Consider the following 25,469-nt stretch of genomic DNA (forward strand, 5'->3'; position numbering starts at 1 on the left):
CCGCTGCGTCGCGGTGTCGAGAAGAAACGGGGAGTGGCCGGGCCGGCCTCGGCGGCGTCAGTCGACGTAGCGAACCCGGTCGAACGCCGACCGGATGACGCTGACGGCGCGGTCGTCGTGGGCGTCCGGGTCGAAGTAGAACTGCGCGCGGGCGTTCGCCCGGTGGATGTCGCCGATGAGCGTCCGGAGGAACCGGAACGCCTCGCGCGTGTCGACGTACTGGAGCAGCGCCGTCACGGAGTCGAACGCGACGAACAGCGGGGCGTCGCCGGCCGTCTCGTTCAGGGCGTCCTGCCACTTCATGCACAGCCCCGTGAGGTCTCGCGGGTGCGCGCTCGCGGCGGCGAACGTCCCGCCGTCGGCCGCCACCTGCGGCCCCGGCGTCCCCGGGTTCCCGGTGGCGTCGACGACGAGGTGACACGGCGGCGCCGACCCGACGGCCGCACACCAGCGCCGGTGGACCGTCGCCGGGTCGGTCCGGTACGTGAACTCGACGACGGCGGCGTCGCCGACGAACCCCGTCATCGCCTGCCGCTTCAGCTCCGCCTGCCGCTCCGGGCCCGCCGACAGCATGACTAACTCGGCGGTTCCGCGCGCCGGCCCGGCGTTCGGCGCGGCGTTCCGCCCGGTGGTCGACCGGGCGTCCGACTCGCCGCTCCGTTCGTCCGTCTCGGTTCGCTGCGCCTCGTCGCCGGGCCCCCCACCGGACCCGAATCCACTCCCGCTCATCGTCACGCCCGTACGACTCGGGGTTCGGTAGTTAAGCGTACCTGCTCGATTTTCACGCCTGAAAACCCCCCGACGGCACGGCACTTTGTTGTCTCCGTCTCCTCGCGAAACAAGCGTCGGCGCCGACCGCCTGGCGGCCGCGGAGCCTTTAACAGTCAGCGCGCGGAATTACCGCCGATGGATGTCGACAAGCACGCCGAGGAGCTCGCCTCCGCTCTCGGCGAAGACAAAACGGAGGTCAAGCGGGACCTGGAGAACCTACTGGAGTACAGCGTCCCCATCGACGAAGCGAAACAGTCAGTCCGCCGGAAGTACGGCGGCGGCTCGGGCGGCGGCGGCGCGACGCCGAAGTCGAAGAACATCGCGGACATCACGACGAACGCGGGCAACGTCACCGTCACCGGCCGCGTGCTGACAGTCGGCCAGCGCAGCATCCGGTATCAGGGCGACGACGTCACCATCCGCGAGGGCGAACTCGCCGACGAAACCGGCGTCATCAGCTACACGGCGTGGCAGGACTTCGGGTTCGAACCCGGCGACACGGTCACCGTCGGCAACGCCGGCGTCCGCGAGTGGGACGGCGAACCGGAGCTCAACATGGGCGAGTCCTCGACGGTCGCGCTCGAATCCGAGCCGCTCGACGTCCCGTACGACGTCGGCGGCGACCGCGACCTCATCGACCTCGAAGTCGGCGACCGCGGCCGCAACGTGGAGGCCCGCGTCGTGGAGGTCGAAGAGCGCGTCATCGACGGCCGCGACGGCGAAACCACGATTCTCTCGGGCGTCCTCGCCGACGACACCGCCCGGCTCCCGTTCACCGACTGGGACCCGACGCCGGCCGTCGAGGAGGGCGCCGACCTCCGGTTCGAGGACGTGTACGTCCGCGAGTTCCGCGGCGTCCCCACGGTGAACCTCACCGAGTTCACCGCCGTGTCGCCAGCCGACGTCGACGTCGCCGACGAGGCCCCCGAGGTCACCATCGGCGACGCGGTCGACTCCGGCGGCATGTACGACGTCGCCGTCGTCGGCAACGTCATCGAGGTCCGGGACGGCTCCGGGCTCATCGAGCGCTGCCCCGAGTGCGGCCGGCTCGTCCAGAACGGCCAGTGCCGTAGCCACGGCGACGTCGACCCCGAAGACGACCTGCGCGTGAAAGCGATTCTCGACGACGGCACCGCGACCGTCACCGCCGTCCTCGACCGCGACATCACCGAGGACGTCTACGGCGGCACCCTCGAGGACGCCCTCGACGCGGCCCGCGAGGCGATGAGCCGCGACGTCGTCGCCGACGACATCCGCGAGGCGCTCGTCGGCCGGGAGTTCCGCGTCCGCGGCCACCTGTCGATAGACGACTACGGCGCGAACCTCGACGCCGCCGAGTTCGACCCGACCGACGAGGACCCGGCGACGCGCGCCGCCGACGTGCTCGCGGAGGTGCGGCGATGAGCGGCAGCGACGGCGGCGGCGACGACGGGCCGGGCAACCGCGAGGTCGCCCACCGCGTGTTCGCCGCCGAGTTCGACGACGCCTCCCTGGAGTACTCCGAGAGCGACGAGGAGCGCGCGCCGAACTACGTCGTCACGCCGACGGGGCTGCGCGTCAACCGGCTGTTCGCGGTCGGCGTGCTCACCGAAGTCGAGTCCGTGAACGAGCAGATGCTGCGCGGCCGCGTCGTCGACCCGACCGGCGCGTTCGTCACGAAGGCCGGTCAGTACCAGCCGGACGAGGTGGCGTTCCTCGACCGCGCGGAGCCGCCGGCGTTCGTCGCGCTCTCCGGGAAGGCGCGGACGTTCCAGCCCGACGACGCCGACGTCGTCTACACGTCGGTCCGCCCGGAGAGCCTGAGCCACGTCGACGCCGACACCCGCGACCGGTGGACCGTCTCCGCCGCGGAGGCGACGCTCGACCGGCTCGCCGTCGTCGGCCGCGCGCTGGAGATGGACGAGCGGGGCGACGCCCTCGAACGCAGACTCGCCGCGGCCGGCGTCCCGACGGCGCTCGCCGCCGGCATCCCGCGCGCGCTCGACCACTACGGCACCACGGAGCACTACCTCGAAGCCGTCCGGCGGCTCGCCGTCGAGGCGCTCGAAGTCGTCGCCGGCGACCGAGACGAGGTCGGCCGGCTCTCCACGAACCCGGCGGACGCCGGCCCCGACGAACTCGGCGCGCTCCCGGCGGTCGACTACGACTTCGCCGCAGCGGCCGAAACAGTCGAGGCCGTCGACGCGGAAGCCACCGGACAGGCCGCGGAGGCCGCCGGGTCCGCGGACGACGAACCGGCGACGGACTCCGCGGACTCCGCGGAATCCCCCGGCACCGCGGGTACCGCCGAATCCGCGGAGACCGCGGACGCGACGGAGTCTGCGGAAACAGCCGACGGCGCGGAGTCGGCGGCGACGTCGACGTCGGCGGCCGGCTCGACCGAGTCGGTGGTCGACGAGGCCGACGAGTCCGCCGCCGACGAGGCCGCAGAGCCCGCGGAAGCCGCCGGGCCGACCGGCGACGCGGACGTCGCGGAGGCCGACCCGAGCGCCGCCGCCGAACCGGAGCCGACCGAGGCCGCCGAAACGGCGTCGACGGTCGCCGCCGCCGACGACGATTCGGACGCCGCCGTGGACTCGGACGGGCCTGCCGACTCGGACGGTCCCGGAGACTTCGACGCCGGCGACGCCGGCCTCGGCGACTTCGACGCCGGCGGCGCGGACGAATCCCCGACGACGGAGGAACCCGAATCCATGACCGAGAACGACACCACCGACGAATCCGCCGAGGACGGAGTCGACGAGGAGGAGTTCGAGGACGCGCTCAGCGACGAGGAGCGCGAAGCGGTCGAAGCGGAGCACGGCGTCGAGTTCGCCACCGGCAGCGACGTCCCGGACCCGGGCGAGGCCGGCATCGAGACGCCGGCGCCCGAGGACACGCCGGCCGGGATGGACGAGGACGTGGAGACGGACCTCACCACCGAGCCGGAGCCGTCGGCCGCCGAAACCGAGCCGGCCGCGGAGGACAGAGTCGGCGACGCGCCCGCCGACGACACGCCGCCGGCGGACCCCGACGTCGACGAGCCGGAGTTCGACCCGTCGGAGGCCGAGCCGACCAGCGAGGCCGCCGTCGACGAGGAGCCGCCCGAGGAACTCGACCTCGACGAGGCCGTCGTCGAACTGATGGACGAGTTCGACGAGGGCGACGGCGCGGCCCGCGAGGACGTCGTCGCCGCCGCCGTCGACCGCTTCGACGTCAGCGAGGAGGCCGCGGACGACGCCATCCAGGACGCGCTGATGAGCGGGAAGTGCTACGAGCCCGACGAGGCGACGCTGAAGCCCATCTGAATGGGCGCCGGCGACACGCTCGTCGAACCGATTCCCGACGCGCCGGCCGCCGTCGCCGACCTCGGCGACGAAACCGGGCTGCTGGTCGCCGACTACCACGCCGGCATCGAGGCCGGCCTGCGGTACGAACGCGGCGTCGAACTCGCCGACGCGGCCGACGAGCGACGCGACCGGCTGCTCGGCCTGCTCGCCGACGCCGACGCGGACCGCCTCGTCGTGCTCGGCGACCTCGGCCACCGCATCGGCGACACCCGCGACCGGGAGTACGACGAAATCGAGGCGCTACTCGACGCCGTCGGCGTCCCGGTGACGCTCGCGCTCGGCAACCACGACCCCGGGGTCGCCGACGCGTTCGGCGACCGGATCGACGTCACCGACAGCGACGGCGCCCGCCTCGGCGACGTCGGCGTCGTCCACGGCCACACGTGGCCCTCGCGGGAGGTGCTCGCCGCCGACGTGGTCTGCATGGGCCACGAGCACCCGTCGGTGCGGCTGGAGGACGCCGTCGGCGGCACGCGCGTCGAGCAGGCGTGGCTGCGCGGCCCGCTCGCCCCCGACCCGTTCGCCGAGCACGTCGACCTCGGCGGGTCGGCGTGGCGGCCGCCGGAACTCGTGGTGTTCCCGGCGTTCAACGACCGCTCCGGCGGCACCTGGGTGAACGTCGACGGCCAGTCGTTCCTGTCGCCGTTCCTCCCCGACGGGCTGGCTGCGGCGGACGCCTACCTGCTCGACGGGACGCGGCTCGGCGACTACCGGCGCGTGTAGGCCGCGCGGCCGCGGCCCGCCGTGAAGCGCCGCCGGTTCGGCCCGGACGGCGACGAACCGCGTGAAGGCGTATCACACGTTCCCGGTGGTGTGAGACCCCGTACCACTTGTTTTCCGGCGAATCCACCGGAGGGTTTATGTGTGGGTGCCGTATAGATGTGAGTACCAGAACGCCTTCGGGCGTGGTGGCATCGATCGCTGAATGAACCGGTGTTCTCCCACAGTTCCGGACGCACGCAGGACCCCTGTAGCGTCCGCTTACCCCGAAGCAGTATGGTGTCGAGGTAACGAACCATGGTAACGAAAGAGGAAGTTCTCGAAGAGTACGGTCTTGACAAGCTTGAGGAATCGCGAAACGTCGAACTCGACGACGATAAACTCGAAAACGGCTCGAAAGGGCAGCTCATCAAACTCGCTGGGCAGCTCCGTGACCGCCGTAACGAGCTCAACCAGATGGCGTCCGAACGCGCGTCCAAGCGCGACGACCTGAACGCGAAGACGCGCGAGAAGGTCGACGAGGCGCAGGAACACCGCGAGAAGCGGGACGAGCTCAACGAGCAGGTCCAAGAACACAAAGAGAGCCGGAACGAGCTCAACGCGGAAGCGAACGAGCTGTTCGACCAGGTCGAGGAGATGAAACAGGACCTCGAGCTCGGCTCGGGCACCTCCATCGAGGAGCTCAAAGAGGAGATCGAGGACCTCGAGTTCAAACAGCAGACCGAAGTGCTCTCCACCGAGGAGGAGCGCGAACTCATCGAGAAGATCGAGAACAAGCGCGAACAGCTCGCTGAGAAAAAGGACAAGGTCGAGCAGAGCGACGAGCTCGAAGACCTCATCGAGGAGGCCGAGGAGGTCCGCTCGGAGGCGTCCCAGCACCACCAGAAGGTGACGGAGCTCGCCGACGAGGCCCAAGAGCACCACAACGAGATGATCGAGGCCTACCGGGAGGCCGACGACATCCGTGACAAGGCCGACGCGATGCACGAGCTGTTCGTCGAGGCGCAGGAGGCCGCCGACCAGCACCACGAGGACTTCGTGACGGTCCAGAAGCGGCTCCGCGAGCTCGACAAGGAAGAGGAGGAAGAGCAGAAGGAGGAGCGCGAACAGAAGATGGAAGAAGAGCGGGAGGAAGCCGAGGAAATCTATCAGAAGTTCAAGGAAGGCGAAACCCTCGACACCGAGGACCTCATGAAGCTCCAGAAGACGGGGCTTCTGTAACCCGGCGCCGGATTCTCCGATTTCTGTTCTCTACTGACCACCGTCCGCGAGCGGCTGCGCCGTCGGGCGGCGGGAGCGACGAAGCCCCTTCGTCGCACCCGGTTTTACGTCGCCGGCGCCGCACTAGCCGGTATGGCTGATTCGACTGTCGACTCGGCGGTGCGGTTCGTCGGGCTGGTCGTCGCCGCCGTGGTCGCGGTGGTGCTCGGCTACGTGGTGTTCGTCCGGTTCCCGGGCGACACCGCCGAACTGCTCGGCGTCCTGTTGACCATCGCGTTCGCGCTGTTCGTGGTTCGGCTCGCCGGCTCCGCGCTCGCCTCGAAGTACGCCGACTACAACGTCGCGGAGGTCGGCGTCGACGGGCCGATCACCCGCGACGGCTCCGGCGGCGGCGGGCTGCCGTCGTCGCCGACGACGCCCGGTGCCGACGACATCGTCGACCAGATCGAGCAGGCGGACGACGACCCGAACGCGGAGGCGCTGCTCGTCCGGCTGAACACGCCGGGCGGCGAAATCGTGCCGAGCGAGGACATCCGGCTGGCGGCCGAGCGGTTCGACGGCCCGACCGTGGGCTACGCGACCGACACCTGCGCCAGCGGCGGCTACTCCATCGCCGTCGGCTGCGACGAGCTGTGGGCGCGCGAAGGGAGCGTCGTCGGCTCGATCGGCGTCATCGGCTCGCGGCCGAACGTGAACGAGCTCGCCGACCGGCTCGGGGTCAGCTACGAGCAGTTCACCGCCGGCGAGTACAAGGACGCCGGGATGCCGCTGAAGGAGATGACGCCGGACGAGCGCAGCTACCTCCAGGGAATCGTCGACGACTACTACGACCAGTTCGTCGCGGACGTCGCCGAGGGCCGCGACATGGACGAACAGGACGTCCGCGACACCGAAGCGAAGGTGTTCCTCGGCGCGGAGGCGCACGACCGCGGCCTCGTCGACGAGCTCGGCGACCGCGACGCCGTACTCGACCGCATCGAGGACCGGATCGGCGCCGAGGCGGTCGTCGAGGAGTTCACGCCGAGCCGCGGCCTGGCGGCGCGGCTCCGCGGCGGCGCGCAGTCGGTCGCGTACGCGCTCGGCGCGGGCGTCGCGAGCGGCCTCCCGGGCGACGCGGACGCCGAGGAGACCGTCGACTTCCGATTCTGACCGGCGTCCCGACCAAGTGGAGGGTTTTTGGCCCGGGGGGTCTACGGTGCAGCCGTGACGACCCTGGTCCTCTGTGTGGACCGCTCGAACGACGTCGGCCGGAAGGCCGGCGTCACGACGCCGGTCGTCGGCTGGGAGGCGGTCCGGTCGCTCGTGACCGACCTCGGCCTCGCCGACCCCGAGGACGCCGGCGTCAACTCCCTCCTCGAATCGCTCCGCGTCACCCGCGAGCTCCAGGACGGCGGCGAGGACGCCGTCGTCGCCGTCATCTCCGGCGGCGGCGACTCGGCGGTGCGCGCAGACCGGGCGCTCGCCGCCCAGCTCGACGACGTGCTCGCGGACGTCGACGTCGACGGCGCGGTCGTCGTCATCGACTCGGCGGCCGACGAGCGCGCCGTCCCGATGGTGGAGTCGCGGCTCACCGTCGACTCCGTCGACCGCGTCGTCGTCCGGCAGGCGCACGACATCGAGTCGACGTACTACCTGCTGAAGCAGTTCATGGCCGACGAGGAGCTCCGCGAGTCCGTCCTGGTGCCGGTCGGCATCGGGCTGCTCATCCTCCCGGTGCTGCTGTACTACTTCTCGACGGCCGTCGCGATGGCGGGGCTGGCGTCGCTGCTCGGCGCCGCGCTGCTGTACTACGGGCTCGGCATCGACGAGTTCGTCGAGGCGGCGCCCGACCGGCTCCGGGAGGCGCTGTACTCCGGGCAGGTGTCCGTCGTGACGTACGTCGTCGGCATCGGCCTCACCGTCGTCGGCGCCTTCCTCGGCGTCATCGAGGCGTCACCGGTCGGCGGCGCGGCGTTCGTCGCGGCGATGCGGTTCGCGTACGCATCGGTGCCGTGGCTGGCGCTCGCGGCGCTCACCGCGTCGTTCGGCCGCCTGCTCGACGAACTCATCCGCGACGAAGGGGTGCGGACGCCGTACCTGAATCTGCCGTTCGGCGTCGTCGCGGTCGGCCTCGTGATTCGGGGGTTCGCCGGCTACTTCCTCGAACGGGAGGCGCAGCGGCCGCCGCTGGAGCTGTTCGGCGTCGCGTTCTCGCCGACCCAGCGGCTCGCGCTGTTCATCGTCGCCGGCATCCTGCTCGCGCTCGCCGGCGTCCGCGTCGCCGCCAGCGTCTCGGACGACACGCTCGACGACGTCATCGACGAGGAGGGCGGCGACGGCGCGAGTGCGAGCGGCGGCGGAAGCGGCGACCGGCGCTAGCTACCGTTCCCGCCGTCGGAGCCGGTCGGCCGAACGACGTTCGCGAGCGCGACGAGCACGCCGAGCAGCCAGCCGACCGGGACGGCGAGCGCGAACCACATCACGGCGTACGCGACGCCGCGGAGTTCGAACCGCGCCTGGAGCCGCGCGCCGATGCCGCCGACGTCGAGGACGTTCTCCAGCAGCCACACCGCGACGTACTGGCTGTTCGGGAACACGACGTCGCCGAGCGCCGGCGAGTACAGCGCGGCGATGACGGGCGGCAGCAAGAACGCCGTGACGGCGGCCGGATACGCGAACGCGACGCTGGTCAGGCGGCCGCCGACGCGGGAGAATCCGAGGGCGGCGACGGCGGCGACGGTGGCGACGGCGCCCGCGGCGCCGACGGCGACGAGGCCGTGGAACGGGAACTCCCTGAGCCACGCCGCGACGGTGAGCAGCCCCCACATCAGAACCGACACGAACACGACGCCGACGACGCCGAGCCGGGCGACCGCCGAGTCGACGCGGGCGGCGTAAAACCGGGTCGCGAAGCCGAACAGCAGCAGCGGGTAGAACACGGCGACGAGCGGAACGCCGAGGGCGGCCCACGCGTAGTACGCCGCCTTCTGTGGGCCGGTGTCCGGCGTCCACTTCCCGACGACTCTGCCGGGGTCGAGCTGCCGCGGGAACAGCAGCTCCATCCACGTCGCGTGGAGCCGCGCGATGTCGATTCTGACTGCGTCGACGAGCCCCGGCGACGAGCGTCGTTCCATCGACCGGGAAAAGAGGGGGGCGGCGATTGAAGGTTTCGCTCGAACCGCCGACGTGTCAGCGGCAGTACCTACTGGTTCCAGGGACCGAAGTCCGGGTCGACCTTCCGGGTTTCCGTCTCGATTCCGTCGATAGCGGCGACGTCCTCGTCGTCCAGGTCGACGCCGAGCGACCCCCAGTTGTCACGGATGTGTGACTCGCTGGTCGCCTTCGGGATGGCGGTGACGCCCTTCTCGCGGAGCCACGCGAGACTCACCTGCGCCTCGCTGACGCCGTGTTTCTCGGCGACCTCCGAGAGCACCGGCACGTCGAAGACGTCGCCGCGCGCCAGCGGCGAGTAGCCGACGACCTCGACGCCGAGGTCGGCGCACGCCTCGCGGAGCGCCTCCTGCTGGAGCAGCGGGTGGAGCTCCACCTGGTTCGCGAAAATCGGCGCGTCGGAGACGTCGACGGCGGTCTCGACCTGCTCGGGCAGGAAGTTCGAGACGCCGATGCGGTCGATGCGGCCGTCGTCGTACAGTTCGTTGAACGCTCCGAGCGTCGCTTCGGCGTCGTACTCGCCGGCCGGCCAGTGGACGTACAGCAGGTCGACCGAGTCGACGCCGAGCCTGTCGAGGCTCTCCTCGGTCGTCTCGCGGACGTCCTCGGGCGCGAGGTTGTCTGTCCACACCTTCGTCGCCAGGAACACGTCCTCGCGGTCGACGTCGGCGCGTTCGATGCCGTCGCCGACCGCCGCCTCGTTACCGTAAATCTGTGCGGTGTCGACGTGGCGGTACCCCATCTCGAGCGCCGTCTGCACCGCGGTGCGGCACTCCTCGGGGTCGTCGTTCTGCCACGTCCCGAGGCCGAGCATCGGCATGCCGTTCGCTGACGGGACGTCGTCGGGAGAAAGCTCTGAAGCCATCACGCGAACCAAGGGTCCGCGGTTAAAAGGACCTTGCGAACGCGGGTGTCTCCGCAGCCGGCGTCGAGGCGCGTCGCGGACGCGGTTTCAGCCGATGTAGCGCAGTTCGTCCTCGGTCGGCATCCCTTCGCCGCCGCCTTGCATCTCCTGAATCTTGCCGACGACGTCCTCCATCTCGTCGGCGCGCTCCTCCAGGTCCGCGAAGTCGACGTCGAAGCCGAGCACGGTTTCGAGCACTTCGAGCACCGCCTGCGCGCTCTTCGGGTCGACGAGGTAGCCCGAGGTTTCCCCCATCAGGCAGGCCGCGTCGAGGCCGCGACGGCCGCCCAGCCCGAGAATCAGCCCGGAGACGCCGACGATGCCGCCGGCCGGCTCGTCCTCCCGGAACTCGACGCCGGCGTCGGCGAGTGCCTCGCCGTCGGCGCTGTCGGTGCGGGCGCCGAGCACGCCGTACTCGTCGTCCTCGATGAGTTCGCCGGTCGGCACGCCGCCGAGCGCGAACGCCCGCTCGCAGCCGAACTCCTCGGCGACGTCGAGGAACGCCGTCGTCAGCGTGTAGTGGCCGTCGTTGCTGGCCGCCTGGTGGTCACCGGTCAGCACCAGCAGGTCCGTGCCGTCGGCGTCGACGTGGTGGAACTCGGCGTGCGTGAGTTCGGCGACGCCGTCGTCGTCGACGGTGACCTGCGGCGGGAAGTCCCGGGCGTACACCCGGCGGACGAGTTCGCCGTCGAACTCCTCTACGAGATGCTCCGCCGCGAGCTTCCCGACGTGCCCGACGCCCGGCAGCCCCTCGATGAGCACCGGCTCGTCGAGCGACGGGTCCGCGACGACCTCGATGTCGATATCGTCCATACCTGTGTCAGCGGGGCGGACGTCATAAAGACGCGTCGGCTCGCAGCCGCGCTCGGCGGACTGACGGCGCCGCGGCGACGCAGTACCGGCGCCGCGTCGGAACAGTACCGAGGTCGCGTCGGAACAGTACCGAGGTCGCGTCGGAGCGGAAGCCGTCGACGGAGCGGCTCCGAACCCCCTGAGAAAACGACCGCTGTCGGGCGGAACCGCCGCTGCACCCAACTGTCGACCAGTCGGCCGGTCCGTCAGGCGTCGGCGTCCGAGTCGTCGGCAGCGTCCGGGTCGTCGCTGCGGCGGCGAGCGCGGCGCCGGTAGTCGCCGTACGGGTCCTCGGGGTTGAATGGCGCCGGCGCGGAGTTCACGGCGTCGGCGCCGCAGTCGGGGCACCGGTCGCCGAGCGTGTACACCGGGCGGTCGTGCGCCGTCTCCCACGCCGAACAGGTCTTGATGTCGGATTTCATCGGTCAGTCGGGCCGCGGCCGCCGGCGGCGTTACTCCTCTTCGGTCTGCTGTTCGCGGTGGAACGACCCGGAGCCGCCGGCGGACTCGATGGAGACGCGCGCGCGCTCGGCGCTCTCTTCGAGGTGGGTTTCGGCGGTCTTGTAGTCGGGCGCGCGCACCCGGATGCGGTACTCCGGCGACCCGACGTACGAGACGTCGAGCTGGACCTCGTCCGGGATTTCGCCGTTGCCTTCGGCGGCCTTCAGCGCCTCCTTCACCGCGTCGACGCCGTCGGCGGTCGGGCACTCGATGTCGACGTAGCCCGTGACGTTGACGTACGGCACGGAGACGTTCTCGCGGGCCGTCTCGACGATCGCTTCGACGTCGTCGTCGTCCAGCCCGACGTCTTCGAGCGCCTCCGCGCCGTGGATGGCGGCCTGCTCGAAGCCGTCGTACATCGAGCCGAACTCCGAGTACAGCGCCTGCGCGATCTCGGTGTACCGCTCGTCGTCGACGTCCTCGCCGAACGCGATGGTCATCCACTTGTCGGCCTTCCGCTCGTTCTTCCACTCCTGGATCTTGTCCGAGCGCTGGTGGTCGTTGACGTCCTTGATGGACAGGTCGATCTGCTGGCTCGACTCGTCGACGTCGAGCACCTTCGCGACGACGCGCTCGCCGACGTTGACGTGGTCGCGGATGTTCTTGATCCAGCCGGAGGCGACCTCGGAGACGTGGACGAGGCCGCGTTTGTCCTCGTACTCGTCCAGGTCGACGAAGACGCCGAAGTCGGCGATCTCGTCCACTTCGCCGACGACGAGTTCGCCCTTCTCGGGCCAGCCCGTGAATTTCATGTCCGGACGTAACGACCGGAGGCTAATACGGTTTCCTACTTTCCGAGCCGCGCCGCCGCCGCCACACCCGCCGACCGCGGCGCGGTCACCGGCTTCCGCGACCGACCACCCACTGCACGTCCCGTCGACCGGTCACTCGGCGGCGGCGCGCGGTCCCTGTCGCTCACCCGCGGCGCGCGGCGGCCGTGCTGTGTCACGGCCGCGAGCGCGCGAGGGGCGACCGAGGCGAGCGACGCGAGCCGAGGGAGTCGGCTGGGGAGGGCGAGGCGACGCGAACCGACAGGGTTTACGTGCGACTGGCTGCTATCCACTCACATGGGAATCGACCCTGCTGAGTACGACGACGTGCAGGACGCGCTCGAAGCCGTCGAAGAGCGCGCGGAAGGCGTGGGGGCGACGGAGGTCCTCACCGACGAGTTCGTCGACGACCACACCGAGTTCTCGTCGCTCGAAGCGTTCGTCGACGCCAGCCCCGTCCCGTCGGTCGCCGACCTCGACGCCTCCCCGACCGGAGCACTCGACGAGTTCGTCGCCGACCACACGGAGTTCGTCGACTACGACAACATGATCGACACCGCGGTGTCCGACTGGGTCGACAGCGAAATCGACCTCGCCGTCGGCTCCGCCTGAGCCGTCGCGCCCGCGACGCGGTCCCGGCTTCGTCCGTCAGTCCCCGATTTTTCGTGTCGCCCACCGACCCACAGCCGAGGCTAGCGGTCAGCGTCGACTGGCGGAGAGAAACGGTCCGTCGCCGCGGTCCCCGCAGAAACCGCGGAAAACGTGGTTATCGCGCTTCGACGGTCTCGACGACGTCGCCCGCGAGCTCGGCCTCGCCGCCGGTCGGAGAGGCGAGCGTCGTGCCGCAGACGGCGCAGTTCACCGCGGAGGCGGCCTTGCTGAACAGGACCTGCTCGTTCTCGCAGTCCGGACACTGGACGCGAATGAAGCTTCCTGCCATGGTTACTCCTGGAAGGTGAGGCGGCCGGCGCGCCATCCCTCGCGCATGTGGGCCTTCCCGCAGTCACCGCAGCGGTACTTGAGGTGGGTCTTCTTCGTCGGCTTGTCGCCACCCGGCACCTTCGAGAACTTGCCGGCGTTCCCGATGACGGACGTCCCGCGGGCCTGCTGGCGGTCGGTCCACTTCATCCCGGTCTCCCGGCCGCGTCGGACCTTCTCGACCTCGTGTTCGTGGTGCTCGTTACAGTGCGGACAGTACGTGTTCATGCGACGTGGCATCTCCATAGCGGAATCTCCTCTTGCGGATAGCTTCTGCATCGGCGCTTAAAACGCATTTGGTCTCGCCGCCCGGCGTGCGACACTGCCACACGGCGGGGCTACGCCGGCTCGGCCTCGGGGGCGAACCACGACTCCGCGACGGCGAACGTCAGCGTCGACAGCACCCCGAGCAGCGTCCCTGCAGTGAGCGTCGCTGCGAGCCTGTCCAGCGCGAGCGGCGTCACGCCGGCGGCCGGCGCGACCGGCAGGAAGTAGCCGGAGAGGCCGTACAGGACGACCGCGATGGCGACCACGTAGAACGGCGCGTTCAGGTAGCGCCACCGGAACCGGTCGGCGAGGTACTCGTCGGTGACCTGCCCGAGCGACGACGTGATGCCGGCGGCGGCCGCCCACTGCACCGCGGCGTGGACGAACACGGCCGCGGCGTTCTCGACGGTCAGCGACCCGGCCGCCTCGCTCACCGCGGTCAGGGTCTCGTACCCCTGGACGCCGCCGACGACGAGCAGCGCGAGCGCGACGACGTACGTGATGATGGTAACGCGGCCGGCGTACAGGCTGTTCCGGACGCGCTCGGCGGCGGTGTCGACGGTCTCTTCGAGTCCGAGCCCGCGGAACAGCGTGTACAGGCCGAGCAGCGCCGACACGACGCCCAGCACCGCCGCGCCTGGGATTTCGAGCAGCCCGGCGATGACCGAAAACGGGTAGACCAACAGCAGCACGCCGAGCGGCACCAGGATGGTGCCGCGGGTCTCCGGGTCCGCGAGCACCTGCTTCATCGTGTAGTACATCGACTCCAGGTCCTGCGCCTGCCGGACGACGACGCGCCGAACGCCGTCGAGCGGCACCCGCGACCGGATGACCGGCAGCACCGACTCGTCCTGCGCGCCGTCCGTGATGACGACCGCACGGACGTCCTCCGCGGTCGACAGCGCCGCCAGCACCGTGTCCACCTCCTCGCCGACCTTCCGGTTCGCCTGCACGTCCGACCCGTCGACGCCGGTGACGGCGGCGACCGCCACCTCCTCGTCGACGGCGTCGTCCGCGAGCAGCTCCTCGTGGGCGTGCACCGCCTGGAACAGGACGTTCACGTCGGAGTCCTCCGGGTCCGCCGTCGCGAGCGCGACCGCCGCCGCCTCGACCTCCTCGCGGCCGATGACGGGCGTCGACAGCCCGGTCTTCCGGCCGAGGTCGTCGTCGAGGTCGACGGGGAGGACCAGCAGCATCACGCGGACCTAGTGCACTACGGTATATCTGTTTTCGGGGAGCGCCCCGAAAGTGGACGTTCGGAGAGCCGCCCGTCGCCGGCGCGAGTCAGGCCGGCCAGTCGTTCGTCGCCGCCGCGGTTCCGCTCCGGCCGGAGCGGCTCAGTTCCCGGCGTGCTGGACGGCCTGCATCATCGCGCGGACGTCCTCCGCCTCCCCGGACAGCAGCGTCGGGTAGGCGCCGACGCAGACGACGAAGTCGCCGCCGGCGCGCACCGCCTCCGTGACGTGCAGCGCCGTCTCGGTCGTCACGCCCGCGGCGACCGTGACGTCCGCCTCGAACAGCCCGACCTCCGCGTCCGCCCCGAGCACCGACACGGTCTCCGAGCCGGTGCGTCGCAGCCCGGAGACGCCCTCGTACTGCGTCAGCATCCGCTCTGCGAGCGCCCGCGACGACAGGTCCGCGACCGGGTTCAGCGACCGCCCGGCGATTTCGACCGCCGGCGTCGACAGCACCGCGAACAGCGCCGCGCGGTACCGGCCGACGCCCGGAATCTCGACGGCCTTGTCGTACTGCGCGAGCTGGTTCTCCACGACGACGGTGCGGCGCTGCCCGGCGATTTCGACGGGCTGCTCGATGACGAGCGGCTCCACCGACTGCTGTTCGAACCCCGTGTTCGACAGCGTCGCCGCCGGCACCGTCGCCTGCGACGCTGACACCTCGATCGGTTCGGAGCCGGTGATGGCGCCGACACAGCCGCTCGTCGCCGCCACGCCGCCGACGCCCGCCACGCCGGCCGCTCGAAGGAACTGCCGCCTGTTCATCATGCCTACCGAACGCCGCGGGCCGGCTTGAGTCTCGCGGTCGAGCCGGCCCGGGACGCCACCACCGGGCGGCCAGCTTCGGCTCCCGCTCCAGCGGCTCCGTTTTCGGTTTCGCCTCCGTCCCGCTCGTCGGCGGCGACCGGTGCGTGACCCCGTCTCACGGATGGACGCGGCGAGTCGCACCGCTTTTGCCGCTGCGCGAAGTAGCGTCGACACCGAATGATCTCGAAGGGCTGTGAACAGTGCGCCAAAGGCGGCAAGATGGTGCTGTTCGTCTACGGCTACTGCGACCAGCGCGACTGCTTTTACTGTCCGCTCGGCGAGAACCGGAAGAACGTCACGGACGTCTACGCCAACGAGCGCCTCGTCGAATCCGACGACGACGTCCTCGAGGAGGCGCACCGCATGGACGCGCTCGGCACCTCCATCACGGGCGGCGAACCGCAGGAGGCGCTCGACCGCACCTGCCACTACCTCGAACTGCTCAAAGACGAGTTCGGCGAGGACCACCACACGCACCTCTACACCGGCATCACGGGCGGCCGCGAGAACATGCGCCGCCTCTCGGAGGCCGGCCTCGACGAAATCCGGTTCCACCCGCCGGTCGAACAGTGGGGCGACCTCCACGGCACCGAGTGGGAGGACATCCTCTACGTCGCCCGCGAAGAGGGGCTGACGCCCGCCTTCGAAATCCCGGGCATCCGCGCCGAAGAGGAGTTCCTGGAGTTCCTCGACGAGGGCGCCGCCGACTTCTGTAACGTCAACGAGTTCGAGATGAGCGACGGGAACTACCGCCGCATGCAAGAGCAGGGCTTCGAACTCCAGGACGGCCACATGTCCGCCGTCGACGGCTCCAAGGAGGCCATCCTCGACGTCATGGGCGACCACGAGCGCGTCTACTTCTGTACCTCCGTGTTCAAAGACGCCGCCCAGCACCGCAACCGGCTGAAGCGCATGGCGAAGAACCTCCGCCGGCCGTTCGACGAGGTCACCGACGACGGCACGCTCGTCTACGGGAAGACGTACACCGACCCGGCCCGACTCGACGAACTCGGCGTCCCCGAGGAGTTCTACAGCGTCAAGTCCAACCACGTCGAAGTCGCGTGGTGGCTCCTCGAAGAGATGGTGCAAGACGGCGACCTCGACGACGGCGAAGTCGTCGAACAGTACCCGACCGTCGACGGAACCGTCGTCGAACGGACGCCGCTCGCGTAACGCCGACCCGCGCGCAGAAACGGACCGCTACTTCTCGATGGTGACCGCGTCGTCGGCGCTGTTCGGCAGGGCGTCCGACCGGCCGTAACTGCCGGGCGCGATGGCGAGCGTCCGGAGGCCGTACTCGTTTGCGACCTCCAGCGCCGGCTTGAAGTCGGTGTCCCGGGAGGCGACGGCGACGGTCTCGGCGCGCCGCTCCGCCGCGAACGTCGCGACGTCGACGGCGAGTTTCACGTCCACGTCGCCGCTCGTCACGACGACCTGAAAGCCGCGGGCCTCCGCCGCCTGAATCAGGCCGGGCGGCGCGTGCTCGTCGAGGTAGAGCCGGGCGGTGACGAGGTCGCCGGCCGACCGGGCCGCGTCGCGGACGTCGTCGAGGTCGACGTCGAACTCCTCGCGCAGCACGTTCGGGCCGTCGACGAACAGCGCGACGCCGCGCGGCTCTCCGGCCGGTCGCGTCGCCGCCGGCTCCTCGTCCGTCTCGCCCGCTGAGGCGTCGTCGCCGCCGCGGCCACCGCCCCGAATGCGGCGCAGGAACTCCATGGTTCGCCGTCGCCGGCGCCGCCGATACGCGTTCCGATTCCGTCCGTCTCTGCGCCTCCGATTGTCCGTCTCCGCCCCGACTCGACGTCTGCAGGCTCCGCTCGTGGCGGTGCCGAAGCGCCGAACGGTCCGGAGAGCGGTGGCTCGCTGCCCGAGACGTTGTTCGACACGCTAAATTCCTGGATTATATTGCTGCTCGCGAAGAATAATTTATAAATTATCTACGCATACGGTGTTCTATGGCCCCGGCGGACCCGACGGTGAGCGAGGACGAGGTTCGGGCGGCAGTCAGCGAGAGCGACGTGATGGAACTGGTCGAGGTGCGGCCGGACGCGACGCCGTTCGAGGTCGTCGTCGACCAGTACGAGCGGCGAGACGGTGGCCTCGTCCACGTCGGCCGGTACCTGTACGCCGTCTCGGCCGAACCGGACTTCGACGTGGAGTCCGGCGAGCCGCCGACCCACACCGACACTCACCTCCACTGGGCGCTCCTCGGCGAAGTTGCAGACGAGTCCGTCAGCGAGGAGTAAGCCGTTCTCGGTCGGTCGCCGGAGACTGCGCCGTCTCGCCGCGGCGAGTGGACGCGTCGCCGCACCGAGGGGAAACCCACATGGTCCCCGCGCGCGTTCGGTCCCCTATGAGTGACTGGACCGACGCTATCGTCGGTGACCGCATGGCGGTCGACCGGAAGTTCTCTGAGCAGGTCAACGCCTCGCAGTTCTCGAACCAGCAGTGGGGGCTGATCATGACCGCGACGGAGTTCGACATCGAACACGCCGACGACCCCGAACGCGCCCGCATCGTCGCGGACACCGAGAAGCTCCCCGGCATCATCCCGGAGCTCGACAACATCGCGAACCAGATGAACGCCGCGGCCGGCGGCGGCGCGGACGGCGGCCGCTCGCGCGGCAACCCAATCGGCGGCTTCGTCGACGAACTCAAGTCGCTGCTCACCGGCGGCAACTCCGGCGCCGACCGCGAGAAACTGGAAGCGGCCGAGCGGCTCACCCAGGAGTACGCGGACGAACTCCAGCGCCACCTCGAAGAGAACGGGACCTGGGAACAGGTCCGAATCGCCTACCAGGAATAGCCGTCCGCAGCGCTACTCCGCGTCGCCCGAGTGGAACAGCGTCAGCTCCTCCGCCTCGCAGATATTGATGAGTTCAGTGACGAGCTCGTCGTAGCTCTCGCCGTCCTCGCGAAGCCCGTCCAGCCGTTCGAGCGTCTCCTCGCTCAGTTCGATTTTCGGCATACCCACCGGTTCTCCCTCCACCGGTAAAAGGGTACAGGCGGACCCGGCGGCGAACCGCCGACGGAGAACGGCGGCGGGGATGGTGACCGAGTGAGAAAAGCGGCGACGCGCCGAGCGCCTCCAAATCCGGGTTCGCGGTGATTACAGCCGGTTCAGCACCGCGTCGGCGACGTCGTCGGTGCCGGCGTCACCGCCGAGGTCCGGGGTTCGCGGCCCGTCGGCCAGCACGGACTCGACGGCGTCGCGGACCGCGGCGCCGTCGTCGTCGTAGCCGAGGTGTTCGAGCAGCATCGCGGCCGACAGAATGGCAGCCGACGGGTTCGCGACGCCGTCACCGGCGATGTCGGGCGCGGTGCCGTGGACCGGTTCGAACAGCGCGTTGTCCGGGCCGACGTTCGCGGACGGCAGCAGCCCGAGGCCGCCGACGAGGCCGGCGGCGAGGTCCGACAGCACGTCGCCCGCGAGGTTCGGGCAGACGACGACGTCGAACGACTCCGGGTCGAGCGGCAGCCGCGTCGCGAACGCGTCCATCAGCACCTGCTCGGTGTCGACGCCCCGGTCGGCGGCGACGTCGACGACGGCGTCGCGGAACCGGCCGTCGGTTTCGCGCATCACGTTCGCCTTGTGGACGACGTGGAAGCCGTCGACGTCGCGGTCGGCGACGTAGTCGCAGGCGTACTCGGCGAGCCGTTCGGACGCCGAGGTGGTGACGACGCGGGTCAGCGTCGACAGGTCGTCGCTCAGCCGGTCCTCGTGGCCGGCGTAGACGCCTTCGGTGTTCTCGCGGAGGAACACGAGGTCGGTTTCGGGGCGGAGCGCGTCGACGCCCGGGTAGGCGCGCGCGGGCCGGACGTTCACGTACGACCCGACGGCCTCCCGCAGCGGCAGGATGACGTCTGCGGCGGTTTCGCCGGCGGCGCCGAACAGCGTCGCGTCGGCGTCGGCGACCGCCTCGTACGTCTCCGCGGGCAGCGCCTCCCCGGTCTCGTCGCGGACGGCGTCGCCGGCGTCGGCCTCGACGAACGCGAAGTCGCCGACGGCGTCGAGGACGCGGCGGGCGGCCGGGACGACTTCCCGGCCGATGCCGTCGCCTTCGATGACGACGATCTCCTCAGTCATCGGCCTGCGGGAGGTGTTCGTCGGTCACGTACGGCAGCGACGCGGCGGTGTCGCGGATGGCGTCGGCGTTCGACCCCATCAGCGCCGTGGTGTCCCACTCGCCGTCGACGAGCGCGCGGCGCTGTGCGTCGTCGACCGACACGCTCAGTTCGTTGTCGCCGTAGCGGACGGTCTCGGCGGCGACGTCGACCTCGATTTCGCCGTCCGGGTTGTCGTCGACCCACTGCTGGAGCGCGTTGATGGACTCGTGGTCCGCCGTCACGGTCGGGACGCCGAGCGCGAGGCAGTTCCCCGCGAAGATTTCGGCGAACGACTCGCCGATGATGGCGTCGATTCCCCACCGCATCAGCGCCTGCGGCGCGTGTTCCCGGGACGACCCGCAGCCGAAGTTCGCGTTCGCGACCAGCACGGAGGCGTCGCGGAAGCGGTCCTCGTTGAACGGGTGGTCCTTCTCGTTGTCGTCGTCGTCGAACCGCTGGTCGAAGAAGGCGAACTGGCCGAGGCCGTCGAACGTGACGACCTTCATGAACCGCGCCGGAATGATCTGGTCGGTGTCGATGTCGTTGCCGCGAATCGGGACGCCGGTGCCGCTGACGTACTCCACCGTCTCGGCGGGGCCGTCGGCGTCGGCGCCGCTGGTGTCGGCGCTCACGCCTCCACCTCCTCGCGCTCCTCCAGTTCACGGACGTCCGTGACCTCGCCGGTGACCGCGGCGGCGGCGACCATCCGCGGATTCATCAGGACGGTCCGGCCGTCCTTGCTCCCCTGCCGACCGACGAAGTTCCGGTTCGACGACGACGCGCAGGCCTCGTCGCCTTCGAGCTGGTCCTCGTTCATGCCGAGGCACATCGAACAGCCCGCGTTCCGCCAGTCGAAGCCGGCCTCGCGGAACACGTCCGCGAGCCCCTCCTCCTCGGCGGCGCGCTGGACGTGCTGGCTGCCCGGGACGACCATCGCGCGGACGTCGTCGTGGACATCGCGGCCGCGGACGACGCGGGCGGCCCGCCGCAGGTCGGGGAGCCGCGCGTTCGTACAGGAGCCGAGGAACGCGACGTCGACCTGGTAGCCCTCCATGGTGTCGCCGGGCTCGACGCGCATGTGCTCCTGTGCGCGCCGCGCCGTGTCCTGCTTGTCCGGGGCGAGTTCGTCCGGCGCCGGAATCGGCTCGGAGATACCGACGCCCTGCCCGGGCGTCGTCCCCCACGTCACCATCGGTTCGAGCGCGTCGCCGTCGATGGTGACGACGTCGTCGTACTCGGCGTCGTCGTCGGAGGCGACCGACTCCCAGTACGGCTTCAGCTCCGCGAACCGCTCGGGGTCGTCCGCGAACGCCTCCGTCTCGCGCAGCCACTCGTAGGTGGTCTCGTCCGGGTTGACGTAGCCGGCGCGCGCGCCGCCCTCGATGGACATGTTGCAGATGCTCATCCGGCCCTCCATGCCGAGCGACTCGACGGCGCCGCCGGCGTACTCGTAGACGTAGCCGACGCCGCCCTCCGTGCCGAGCTTCCGGATGATCTGCAGGATGACGTCCTTCGCTTCGACGCCGTCGCCGAGTTCGCCGGTGACGTCGATGCGGCGGACGTCCTTCTTCTCCATCGCGACACAGCCCGTCGCGAGCACGTCCCGAATCTGGGAGGTGCCGATGCCGAACGCGAGCGCGCCGAACGCGCCGTGCGTCGACGTGTGGCTGTCGCCGCAGACGATGGTCTTGCCGGGCTGAGTCAGCCCCTGCTCCGGCCCGACGACGTGGACGATGCCCTGGTCGCCCGACGACGGGTCGGAGAACTCGATGCCGGCGTCACGGACGTTCTGCTCCAGTTCGCTCATCATCTCCTCGGCGGCGTCGTCGCCGTACGGCCGCGACTGGTCCGCCGTCGGCACGATGTGGTCGACGGTCGCGTGCGTCAGTTTCGGGTAGGCGACGTCGAGGTCGCGTTCGCGGAGCATCCCGAACGCCTGCGGGCTCGTCACCTCGTGGATGAGGTGCAGCCCGACGAACAGCTGGTCCTGCCCGGTCGGCAGCTCGGTCACCTTGTGGTTCTCCCACACCTTGTCGTACAGCGTCCCCTGACTCATCCGTCGAACTCCTCGTCTGCTCGGCGCGAGGCGCCGCGCGCCCACACGTCGTTCAGTTCGGGGGACGGCGCCGCGTGGTCGACGGCCGCCATCGTCCCCGGTCGCACCTCCCGGTCCGCGTCCCCGCCGGCGTCAGTCATCCGCCGGCACCTCCGCGGCGTCCTCGTCGGCGTCGTCGCCGCCCCACGCGAACAGCGCGCGGAGGTCCGCGCCGACGTCCTCGATGTCGTGGTTCTTCTCGGCCTGCCGGAGCTGCGTGTACGACGGCCGGCCGGCCTGGTTCTCCGAAATCCACTCCCGCGCGAAGGTGCCGTCCTGCACCGCTTCGAGCACCTCCTCCATGTTCTCGCGGGCGTGCTCGTCGACGACGTCGTCGCCGCGGGTCAGCCCGCCGTACTCGGCGGTGTCGGAGACGGAGTCCCACATGCCGCCGAGCCCGTCTTCGTACATCAGGTCGACGATGAGCTTCAGCTCGTTCAGGCACTCGAAGTACGCCATCTCGCGGGAGTAGCCCGCGTCGACGAGCGTCTCGTACCCCTGTTTCACGAGCGACGTGACGCCGCCGCACAGCACCGCCTGCTCGCCGAACAGGTCCGTCTCGGTCTCCTCTTGGAACGTCGTCTCGATGACGCCGGCGCGGGTGCAGCCGATGGCGTGGGCGTACGCCAGCCCCTCCTGTTTCGCGTCGCCGGTCGCGTCCTGGTAGACGGCGAGCAGCCCCGGCGTGCCTTCGCCGGCCTCGAAGTTCCGGCGGACCAGGTGGCCCGGCGACTTCGGCGCCACCATCGTGACGTCGACGTCCTCGGGCGGCTGAATCTGGTTGTAGTGGATGTTGAAGCCGTGCGCGAACTGGAGCGTGTCGCCGGCGTCGAGTTCGTCGCGGATGTCGTCGAACACCGCGGGCTGGACCGTGTCCGGGACGAGCACGGAGACGACGTCCGCCTCCCGCGCCGCCGCCGTCGGTGTCGCCACGCGGAGCCCGTCGGCCTCGGCGGCCGCCCGCGAGGACGACCCCTTCCGCAGGCCGACGACCACGTCGACCCCGCTGTCCGCGAGGTTCTGTGCGTGGGCGTGGCCCTGGCTGCCGTAGCCGAGGACGGCCACGGTCTTGTCGTCGATGTGCGCTCGGTTCGCGTCGTCGTCGTAGTGTACGGTGGTGTCGAAGTCGTCAGTCATCCGTCTTCGTTGTGGTGTATTTCGCTTTTGGTTCGGCCGAGTGACCCGGCTCCTCGCCGGGCGTCGTCGGTGAGTCTCCGCGTGCGAGCGCCGTCTCGCCGGTCCGGGCGATCTCGATGATGCCGAACTGGCGGAAGGCGTCGACCGCGTCGTCTATCTTCTGTTCGTCGCCCGTGATCTGCACCGTGATGGTGCGCGGCCCGGCGTCCAGCGTCTGCCCCTCGTACATCTCCGTGATGGCGTGGACCTTGTCCGGCTCGTCGCCGCGCACCTTCAACAGCACGAGCTCCGCGCGCACCGCGTCCGAGTCGAGTTCGCCGACCGCGATGACGGGCGTCAGCTTCGCGAGCTGCTTTTTCGCCTGGTCGATGCCGGGGTCGGTCTCCTCGACGACGAGCGTGATGCGGGCGTGGCCCTCCACGGTCGTCTGCCCGACCGTCAGGCTCTCGATGTTGAACTGCCGCCGGGAGAACAGCCCGGACACCCGCGACAGCACGCCCGGCTCGTGTTCGACGAGCGCCGAAATCACGGCGGTGCGCTCGGTCGATTCGGCCTCCGCCTCCGGGTCGACCCGGATGCCCTGGTGGTTCCGGCGCCGCGTCGGCTGCGGTCGTTCCTCGGGCCGCGGCCCCGCCATCCCGTGGTCGGGGACGTCGGCGTCGGGGCGGCGTGCGTGGTCGGTCGCCGCGGCGTCCGCCGGGTGGTCGTCGAACTCGGCGTCCGCCGCGTCGTCGCCGCTCCCGCTCATAGCTGGTCCTCCGTCAGGGCGAACTCGCCGTTCGCGCCGCCGCTGGACACCATCGGGTAGACGTTCTCGCGCGGGTCGATGTGGGCGTCCACGACGGACGGCCCGTCGTACGCGAGCGCCTCGCTCACCACGTCGGCGACGTCGTCGTAGTCGTCGATGCGGAAGCCGCGCGCGCCGAACGCCTCCGCGAGCGCGTCGAACTCCGGCATCCAGTCGTAGTCCGACGCCATGTGGCGGCCCTCGAAGAAGGCGTCCTGCCACTGCCGGACCATCCCGATGTACTCGTTGTTCAACACGACGACCGTGACGTCGTGGTTCTCGCGGACGGCGACCGACAGCTCCTGCATCGTCATCAGGAACGAGCCGTCTCCCTCGAAGCAGACGACGTCGCGGTTGGACTCGCCCACGTCGTCGAGCGCGACGCGGGCGCCGATGGCGGCCGGCATCCCGTACCCCATCGTCCCGAGGCCGTGCGAGGAGACGAAGGTGCGCGGCTCCGTGAACGTCCAGTACTGCGCCGCCCACATCTGGTGTTGGCCGACGCCGGTGGTGACGACCGCGTCGTCGCCGGTGGCGGCGTCGAACGCCTCCACGACGAACTGCGGCTTCACCGGCTCGTCCGCCGGCGCCGCGTAGTCCATCGGGTACTCCTCGCGCCACGTCTCGCACTGCTCGCGCCACGCCGCGGCGTCCGGCGACGCCGACATCGCCGCGTCGAGCTGTTCGAGCGCCGTCCCGGCGTCGCCGACGACCGGGTAGTCGGCGTGGACGTTCTTCGAGATCTCCGCCGGGTCGATGTCGACGTGGACGACGTCGGCCTCCGGCGCGAACGTCTCGACGCCGCCGGTCAGCCGGTCGTCGAACCGGGTGCCGACCGCGACGAGACAGTCCGTGTGCGTGATGGCCATGTTCGCGTAGCCGGTGCCGTGCATCCCCGCCCACGACAGGCAGAGGTCGTCGTCTTCCGGGAAGCTCCCGATGCCGGGCATTGTCGTCACGACCGGGATGCCGTGTTCGCGCGCGAACCGGCGCGCCGCCTCGGACGCGTCGCCCTTGATGACGCCGCCGCCGAACAGGCACAGCGGCCGGTCGGCGGCCTGAATCGCCTGCGCCGCCGCGTCGACCGCGTCGCGGTCCGCCTCCGGCGACGGCACCTCGCGCTTCGGCGCCTCCGGCGGCCGCGCCGGCTCGTCGGTCTCGTCGAACGAGACGTCCTTCGGCAGGTCGACGAGCGTCGGGCCGGGCCGGCCGGTGTGCGACAGCGCGAACGCCTCGCCGACCGTCTCGCCGACCGTGTCGGCGTCGCTCGCGAAGTAGTTGTGTTTCGTGATGGGCTTCGTGACGCCGGTCGTGTCGGTCTCCTGGAACGCGTCGGAGCCGACCATGTCGCTCGGCACCTGCCCGGTCAGCGCCAGCATCGCGTCCGAGTCCATCGACGCGTCCGCGATGCCGGTGACGAGGTTCGTCGCGCCCGGCCCGGACGTCGCGAGACAGACGCCGGTGTCGCCTGTGACGATGCCGTACGCGTCGGCGGCGTGGGCGGCGCCCTGCTCGTGCGCCATCGTGACGTGGTCGATGCTGGAGTCGTACAGCTCGTCGTACACCGGCATGATGGCGCCGCCCTGCACGCCGAAGGCGGTGTCTACGCCGGCCGCCTCGAGGGTCCGAATCACGGCGGCGGCGCCGGTTCCGGCCGGCGTCGCCGCCTCGTCCTCGTGCGGTTCGTCAGCGTCGCCTCGTGCGTTCGCGGATTCACTCATGGTGCGTCTCTGGTGATCGATGTGTCATCTGGTCGGTGTCGCGGGTGCCTGTCGGTCGCCGATACGGTCGAACGCGGTCAGGATGAGACGGGCTGTGTGGGGCGGTTACGCCCCTAC

General features: G+C 70.4%; 29 protein-coding genes. 10 read left to right on the forward strand and 19 right to left on the reverse strand.

From position 1 onward, the window contains the following. Positions 1-57 precede the first annotated feature (57 nt). Positions 58-729, reverse strand: a complete 672-nt coding sequence (locus ACQUST_RS09315) for a DUF7504 family protein (RefSeq protein WP_435127583.1) — start codon at positions 727-729, stop codon at positions 58-60. A gap of 177 nt (positions 730-906) precedes the next feature. Between ACQUST_RS09315 and ACQUST_RS09320 the strand changes: the two genes are divergently transcribed. The 6 genes from ACQUST_RS09320 (at position 907) to ACQUST_RS09345 (ending at position 8,399) form a co-directional block, all read left to right on the forward strand. Further along, positions 907-2,175, forward strand: a complete 1,269-nt coding sequence (locus ACQUST_RS09320; RefSeq protein ID WP_435127585.1) for a Single-stranded DNA binding protein — start codon at positions 907-909, stop codon at positions 2,173-2,175. Beyond that, a complete protein-coding gene (locus ACQUST_RS09325) occupies positions 2,172-4,058 on the forward strand; it encodes a hypothetical protein (RefSeq protein WP_435127587.1) in 1,887 nt (628 codons plus the stop codon). Before ACQUST_RS09320 ends, ACQUST_RS09325 begins: the two co-directional genes overlap by 4 nt. Then, entirely contained in the window at positions 4,059-4,823 is a 765-nt protein-coding gene (locus tag ACQUST_RS09330) for a metallophosphoesterase (protein ID WP_435127588.1), read from the forward strand. A 294-nt stretch (positions 4,824-5,117) separates the two neighbouring features. Then, complete coding sequence (locus tag ACQUST_RS09335; protein WP_435127590.1) at positions 5,118-6,041, forward strand: coiled-coil protein; 924 nt, start codon at positions 5,118-5,120, stop codon at positions 6,039-6,041. Positions 6,042-6,173: 132 nt separating this feature from the next. Continuing rightward, positions 6,174-7,190 carry a signal peptide peptidase SppA gene (gene sppA / locus ACQUST_RS09340; protein WP_435127591.1) on the forward strand — a complete coding sequence of 339 codons (1,017 nt, stop codon included), beginning with the start codon at positions 6,174-6,176 and terminating at the stop codon, positions 7,188-7,190. A 54-nt stretch (positions 7,191-7,244) separates the two neighbouring features. Further along, entirely contained in the window at positions 7,245-8,399 is a 1,155-nt protein-coding gene (locus ACQUST_RS09345; protein ID WP_435127593.1) for a DUF373 family protein, read from the forward strand. Here the strand turns inward: ACQUST_RS09345 and ACQUST_RS09350 are convergent. The 5 genes from ACQUST_RS09350 to ACQUST_RS09370 all read right to left on the reverse strand — a co-directional run bounded on the left by ACQUST_RS09350 (position 8,396) and on the right by ACQUST_RS09370 (position 12,200). After that, on the reverse strand, positions 8,396-9,154 hold the full coding sequence (locus ACQUST_RS09350; RefSeq protein WP_435127594.1) for a hypothetical protein: 759 nt from the start codon (positions 9,152-9,154) through the stop codon (positions 8,396-8,398). The genes ACQUST_RS09345 and ACQUST_RS09350 overlap by 4 nt on opposite strands. A 68-nt stretch (positions 9,155-9,222) precedes the next feature. Next, positions 9,223-10,056: an aldo/keto reductase gene (locus ACQUST_RS09355; protein WP_435127596.1), complete on the reverse strand. Its 834-nt coding sequence runs from the start codon at positions 10,054-10,056 to the stop codon at positions 9,223-9,225. Positions 10,057-10,143: 87 nt separating this feature from the next. After that, on the reverse strand, positions 10,144-10,908 hold the full coding sequence (locus ACQUST_RS09360; protein WP_435127598.1) for a proteasome assembly chaperone family protein: 765 nt from the start codon (positions 10,906-10,908) through the stop codon (positions 10,144-10,146). A 245-nt stretch (positions 10,909-11,153) separates the two neighbouring features. Continuing rightward, complete coding sequence (locus ACQUST_RS09365; protein WP_435127600.1) at positions 11,154-11,369, reverse strand: RNA-protein complex protein Nop10; 216 nt, start codon at positions 11,367-11,369, stop codon at positions 11,154-11,156. Between the two features lie 30 nt (positions 11,370-11,399). Continuing rightward, entirely contained in the window at positions 11,400-12,200 is an 801-nt protein-coding gene (locus ACQUST_RS09370; protein WP_435127602.1) for a translation initiation factor IF-2 subunit alpha, read from the reverse strand. Positions 12,201-12,515: 315 nt separating this feature from the next. On the opposite strand from ACQUST_RS09370, the gene ACQUST_RS09375 reads away from it, so the two are divergent. Then, complete coding sequence (locus tag ACQUST_RS09375; RefSeq protein ID WP_435127603.1) at positions 12,516-12,830, forward strand: hypothetical protein; 315 nt, start codon at positions 12,516-12,518, stop codon at positions 12,828-12,830. A gap of 154 nt (positions 12,831-12,984) precedes the next feature. Here the strand turns inward: ACQUST_RS09375 and ACQUST_RS09380 are convergent, their stop codons facing one another. The 4 genes from ACQUST_RS09380 to ACQUST_RS09395 all read right to left on the reverse strand — a co-directional run bounded on the left by ACQUST_RS09380 (position 12,985) and on the right by ACQUST_RS09395 (position 15,466). Continuing rightward, positions 12,985-13,158, reverse strand: a complete 174-nt coding sequence (locus ACQUST_RS09380) for a 30S ribosomal protein S27e (RefSeq protein ID WP_435127605.1) — start codon at positions 13,156-13,158, stop codon at positions 12,985-12,987. Between the two features lie 2 nt (positions 13,159-13,160). Then, entirely contained in the window at positions 13,161-13,442 is a 282-nt protein-coding gene (locus ACQUST_RS09385) for a 50S ribosomal protein L44e (protein WP_435127606.1), read from the reverse strand. A 92-nt stretch (positions 13,443-13,534) separates the two neighbouring features. Continuing rightward, complete coding sequence (locus ACQUST_RS09390) at positions 13,535-14,659, reverse strand: DUF373 family protein (protein ID WP_435127608.1); 1,125 nt, start codon at positions 14,657-14,659, stop codon at positions 13,535-13,537. Between the two features lie 141 nt (positions 14,660-14,800). Further along, a complete protein-coding gene (locus ACQUST_RS09395) occupies positions 14,801-15,466 on the reverse strand; it encodes a DUF6517 family protein (RefSeq protein ID WP_435127610.1) in 666 nt (221 codons plus the stop codon). 216 nt (positions 15,467-15,682) lie between these two features. On the opposite strand from ACQUST_RS09395, the gene ACQUST_RS09400 reads away from it, so the two are divergent. Then, positions 15,683-16,678, forward strand: a complete 996-nt coding sequence (locus tag ACQUST_RS09400) for a radical SAM protein (protein ID WP_435127611.1) — start codon at positions 15,683-15,685, stop codon at positions 16,676-16,678. Between the two features lie 27 nt (positions 16,679-16,705). Here the strand turns inward: ACQUST_RS09400 and ACQUST_RS09405 are convergent, their stop codons facing one another. Beyond that, a complete protein-coding gene (locus ACQUST_RS09405) occupies positions 16,706-17,221 on the reverse strand; it encodes an NYN domain-containing protein (RefSeq protein WP_435127613.1) in 516 nt (171 codons plus the stop codon). Positions 17,222-17,460: 239 nt separating this feature from the next. Between ACQUST_RS09405 and ACQUST_RS09410 the strand changes: the two genes are divergently transcribed. Further along, complete coding sequence (locus ACQUST_RS09410) at positions 17,461-17,751, forward strand: hypothetical protein (RefSeq protein WP_435127615.1); 291 nt, start codon at positions 17,461-17,463, stop codon at positions 17,749-17,751. Between the two features lie 107 nt (positions 17,752-17,858). Then, positions 17,859-18,311 carry a DUF5799 family protein gene (locus ACQUST_RS09415; RefSeq protein ID WP_435127617.1) on the forward strand — a complete coding sequence of 151 codons (453 nt, stop codon included), beginning with the start codon at positions 17,859-17,861 and terminating at the stop codon, positions 18,309-18,311. A 12-nt stretch (positions 18,312-18,323) separates the two neighbouring features. Here the strand turns inward: ACQUST_RS09415 and ACQUST_RS09420 are convergent, their stop codons facing one another. The 8 genes from ACQUST_RS09420 to ilvB form a co-directional block, all read right to left on the reverse strand. Then, a complete protein-coding gene (locus ACQUST_RS09420) occupies positions 18,324-18,473 on the reverse strand; it encodes a DUF7557 family protein (protein WP_435127619.1) in 150 nt (49 codons plus the stop codon). 141 nt (positions 18,474-18,614) lie between these two features. Further along, positions 18,615-19,592, reverse strand: coding sequence for an isocitrate/isopropylmalate dehydrogenase family protein (locus tag ACQUST_RS09425; protein WP_435127621.1), 978 nt, complete (start codon positions 19,590-19,592; stop codon positions 18,615-18,617). Next, on the reverse strand, positions 19,585-20,244 hold the full coding sequence (gene leuD, locus ACQUST_RS09430) for a 3-isopropylmalate dehydratase small subunit (protein WP_435127623.1): 660 nt from the start codon (positions 20,242-20,244) through the stop codon (positions 19,585-19,587). Before leuD ends, ACQUST_RS09425 begins: the two co-directional genes overlap by 8 nt. Beyond that, positions 20,241-21,668 (reverse strand): 3-isopropylmalate dehydratase large subunit, encoded by a 1,428-nt coding sequence (gene leuC / locus ACQUST_RS09435; protein ID WP_435127625.1) that lies wholly within the window; start codon positions 21,666-21,668, stop codon positions 20,241-20,243. The genes leuD and leuC overlap by 4 nt, the downstream gene beginning before the upstream one ends. Further along, positions 21,665-21,808, reverse strand: a complete 144-nt coding sequence (locus tag ACQUST_RS09440) for a hypothetical protein (RefSeq protein ID WP_435127626.1) — start codon at positions 21,806-21,808, stop codon at positions 21,665-21,667. The genes leuC and ACQUST_RS09440 overlap by 4 nt, the downstream gene beginning before the upstream one ends. Further along, positions 21,801-22,844 (reverse strand): ketol-acid reductoisomerase, encoded by a 1,044-nt coding sequence (gene ilvC / locus ACQUST_RS09445; protein WP_435127627.1) that lies wholly within the window; start codon positions 22,842-22,844, stop codon positions 21,801-21,803. The genes ACQUST_RS09440 and ilvC overlap by 8 nt, the downstream gene beginning before the upstream one ends. Further along, on the reverse strand, positions 22,837-23,481 hold the full coding sequence (ilvN, locus tag ACQUST_RS09450; RefSeq protein ID WP_435128162.1) for an acetolactate synthase small subunit: 645 nt from the start codon (positions 23,479-23,481) through the stop codon (positions 22,837-22,839). The genes ilvC and ilvN overlap by 8 nt, the downstream gene beginning before the upstream one ends. A gap of 107 nt (positions 23,482-23,588) precedes the next feature. Beyond that, positions 23,589-25,352 (reverse strand): biosynthetic-type acetolactate synthase large subunit, encoded by a 1,764-nt coding sequence (gene ilvB, locus ACQUST_RS09455; RefSeq protein WP_435127629.1) that lies wholly within the window; start codon positions 25,350-25,352, stop codon positions 23,589-23,591. Positions 25,353-25,469: the final 117 nt, after the last annotated feature.

Origin of the sequence: Halobaculum sp. D14, from assembly GCF_051195135.1 — an archaeon.
Taxonomy (GTDB): domain Archaea; phylum Halobacteriota; class Halobacteria; order Halobacteriales; family Haloferacaceae; genus JBNTKA01.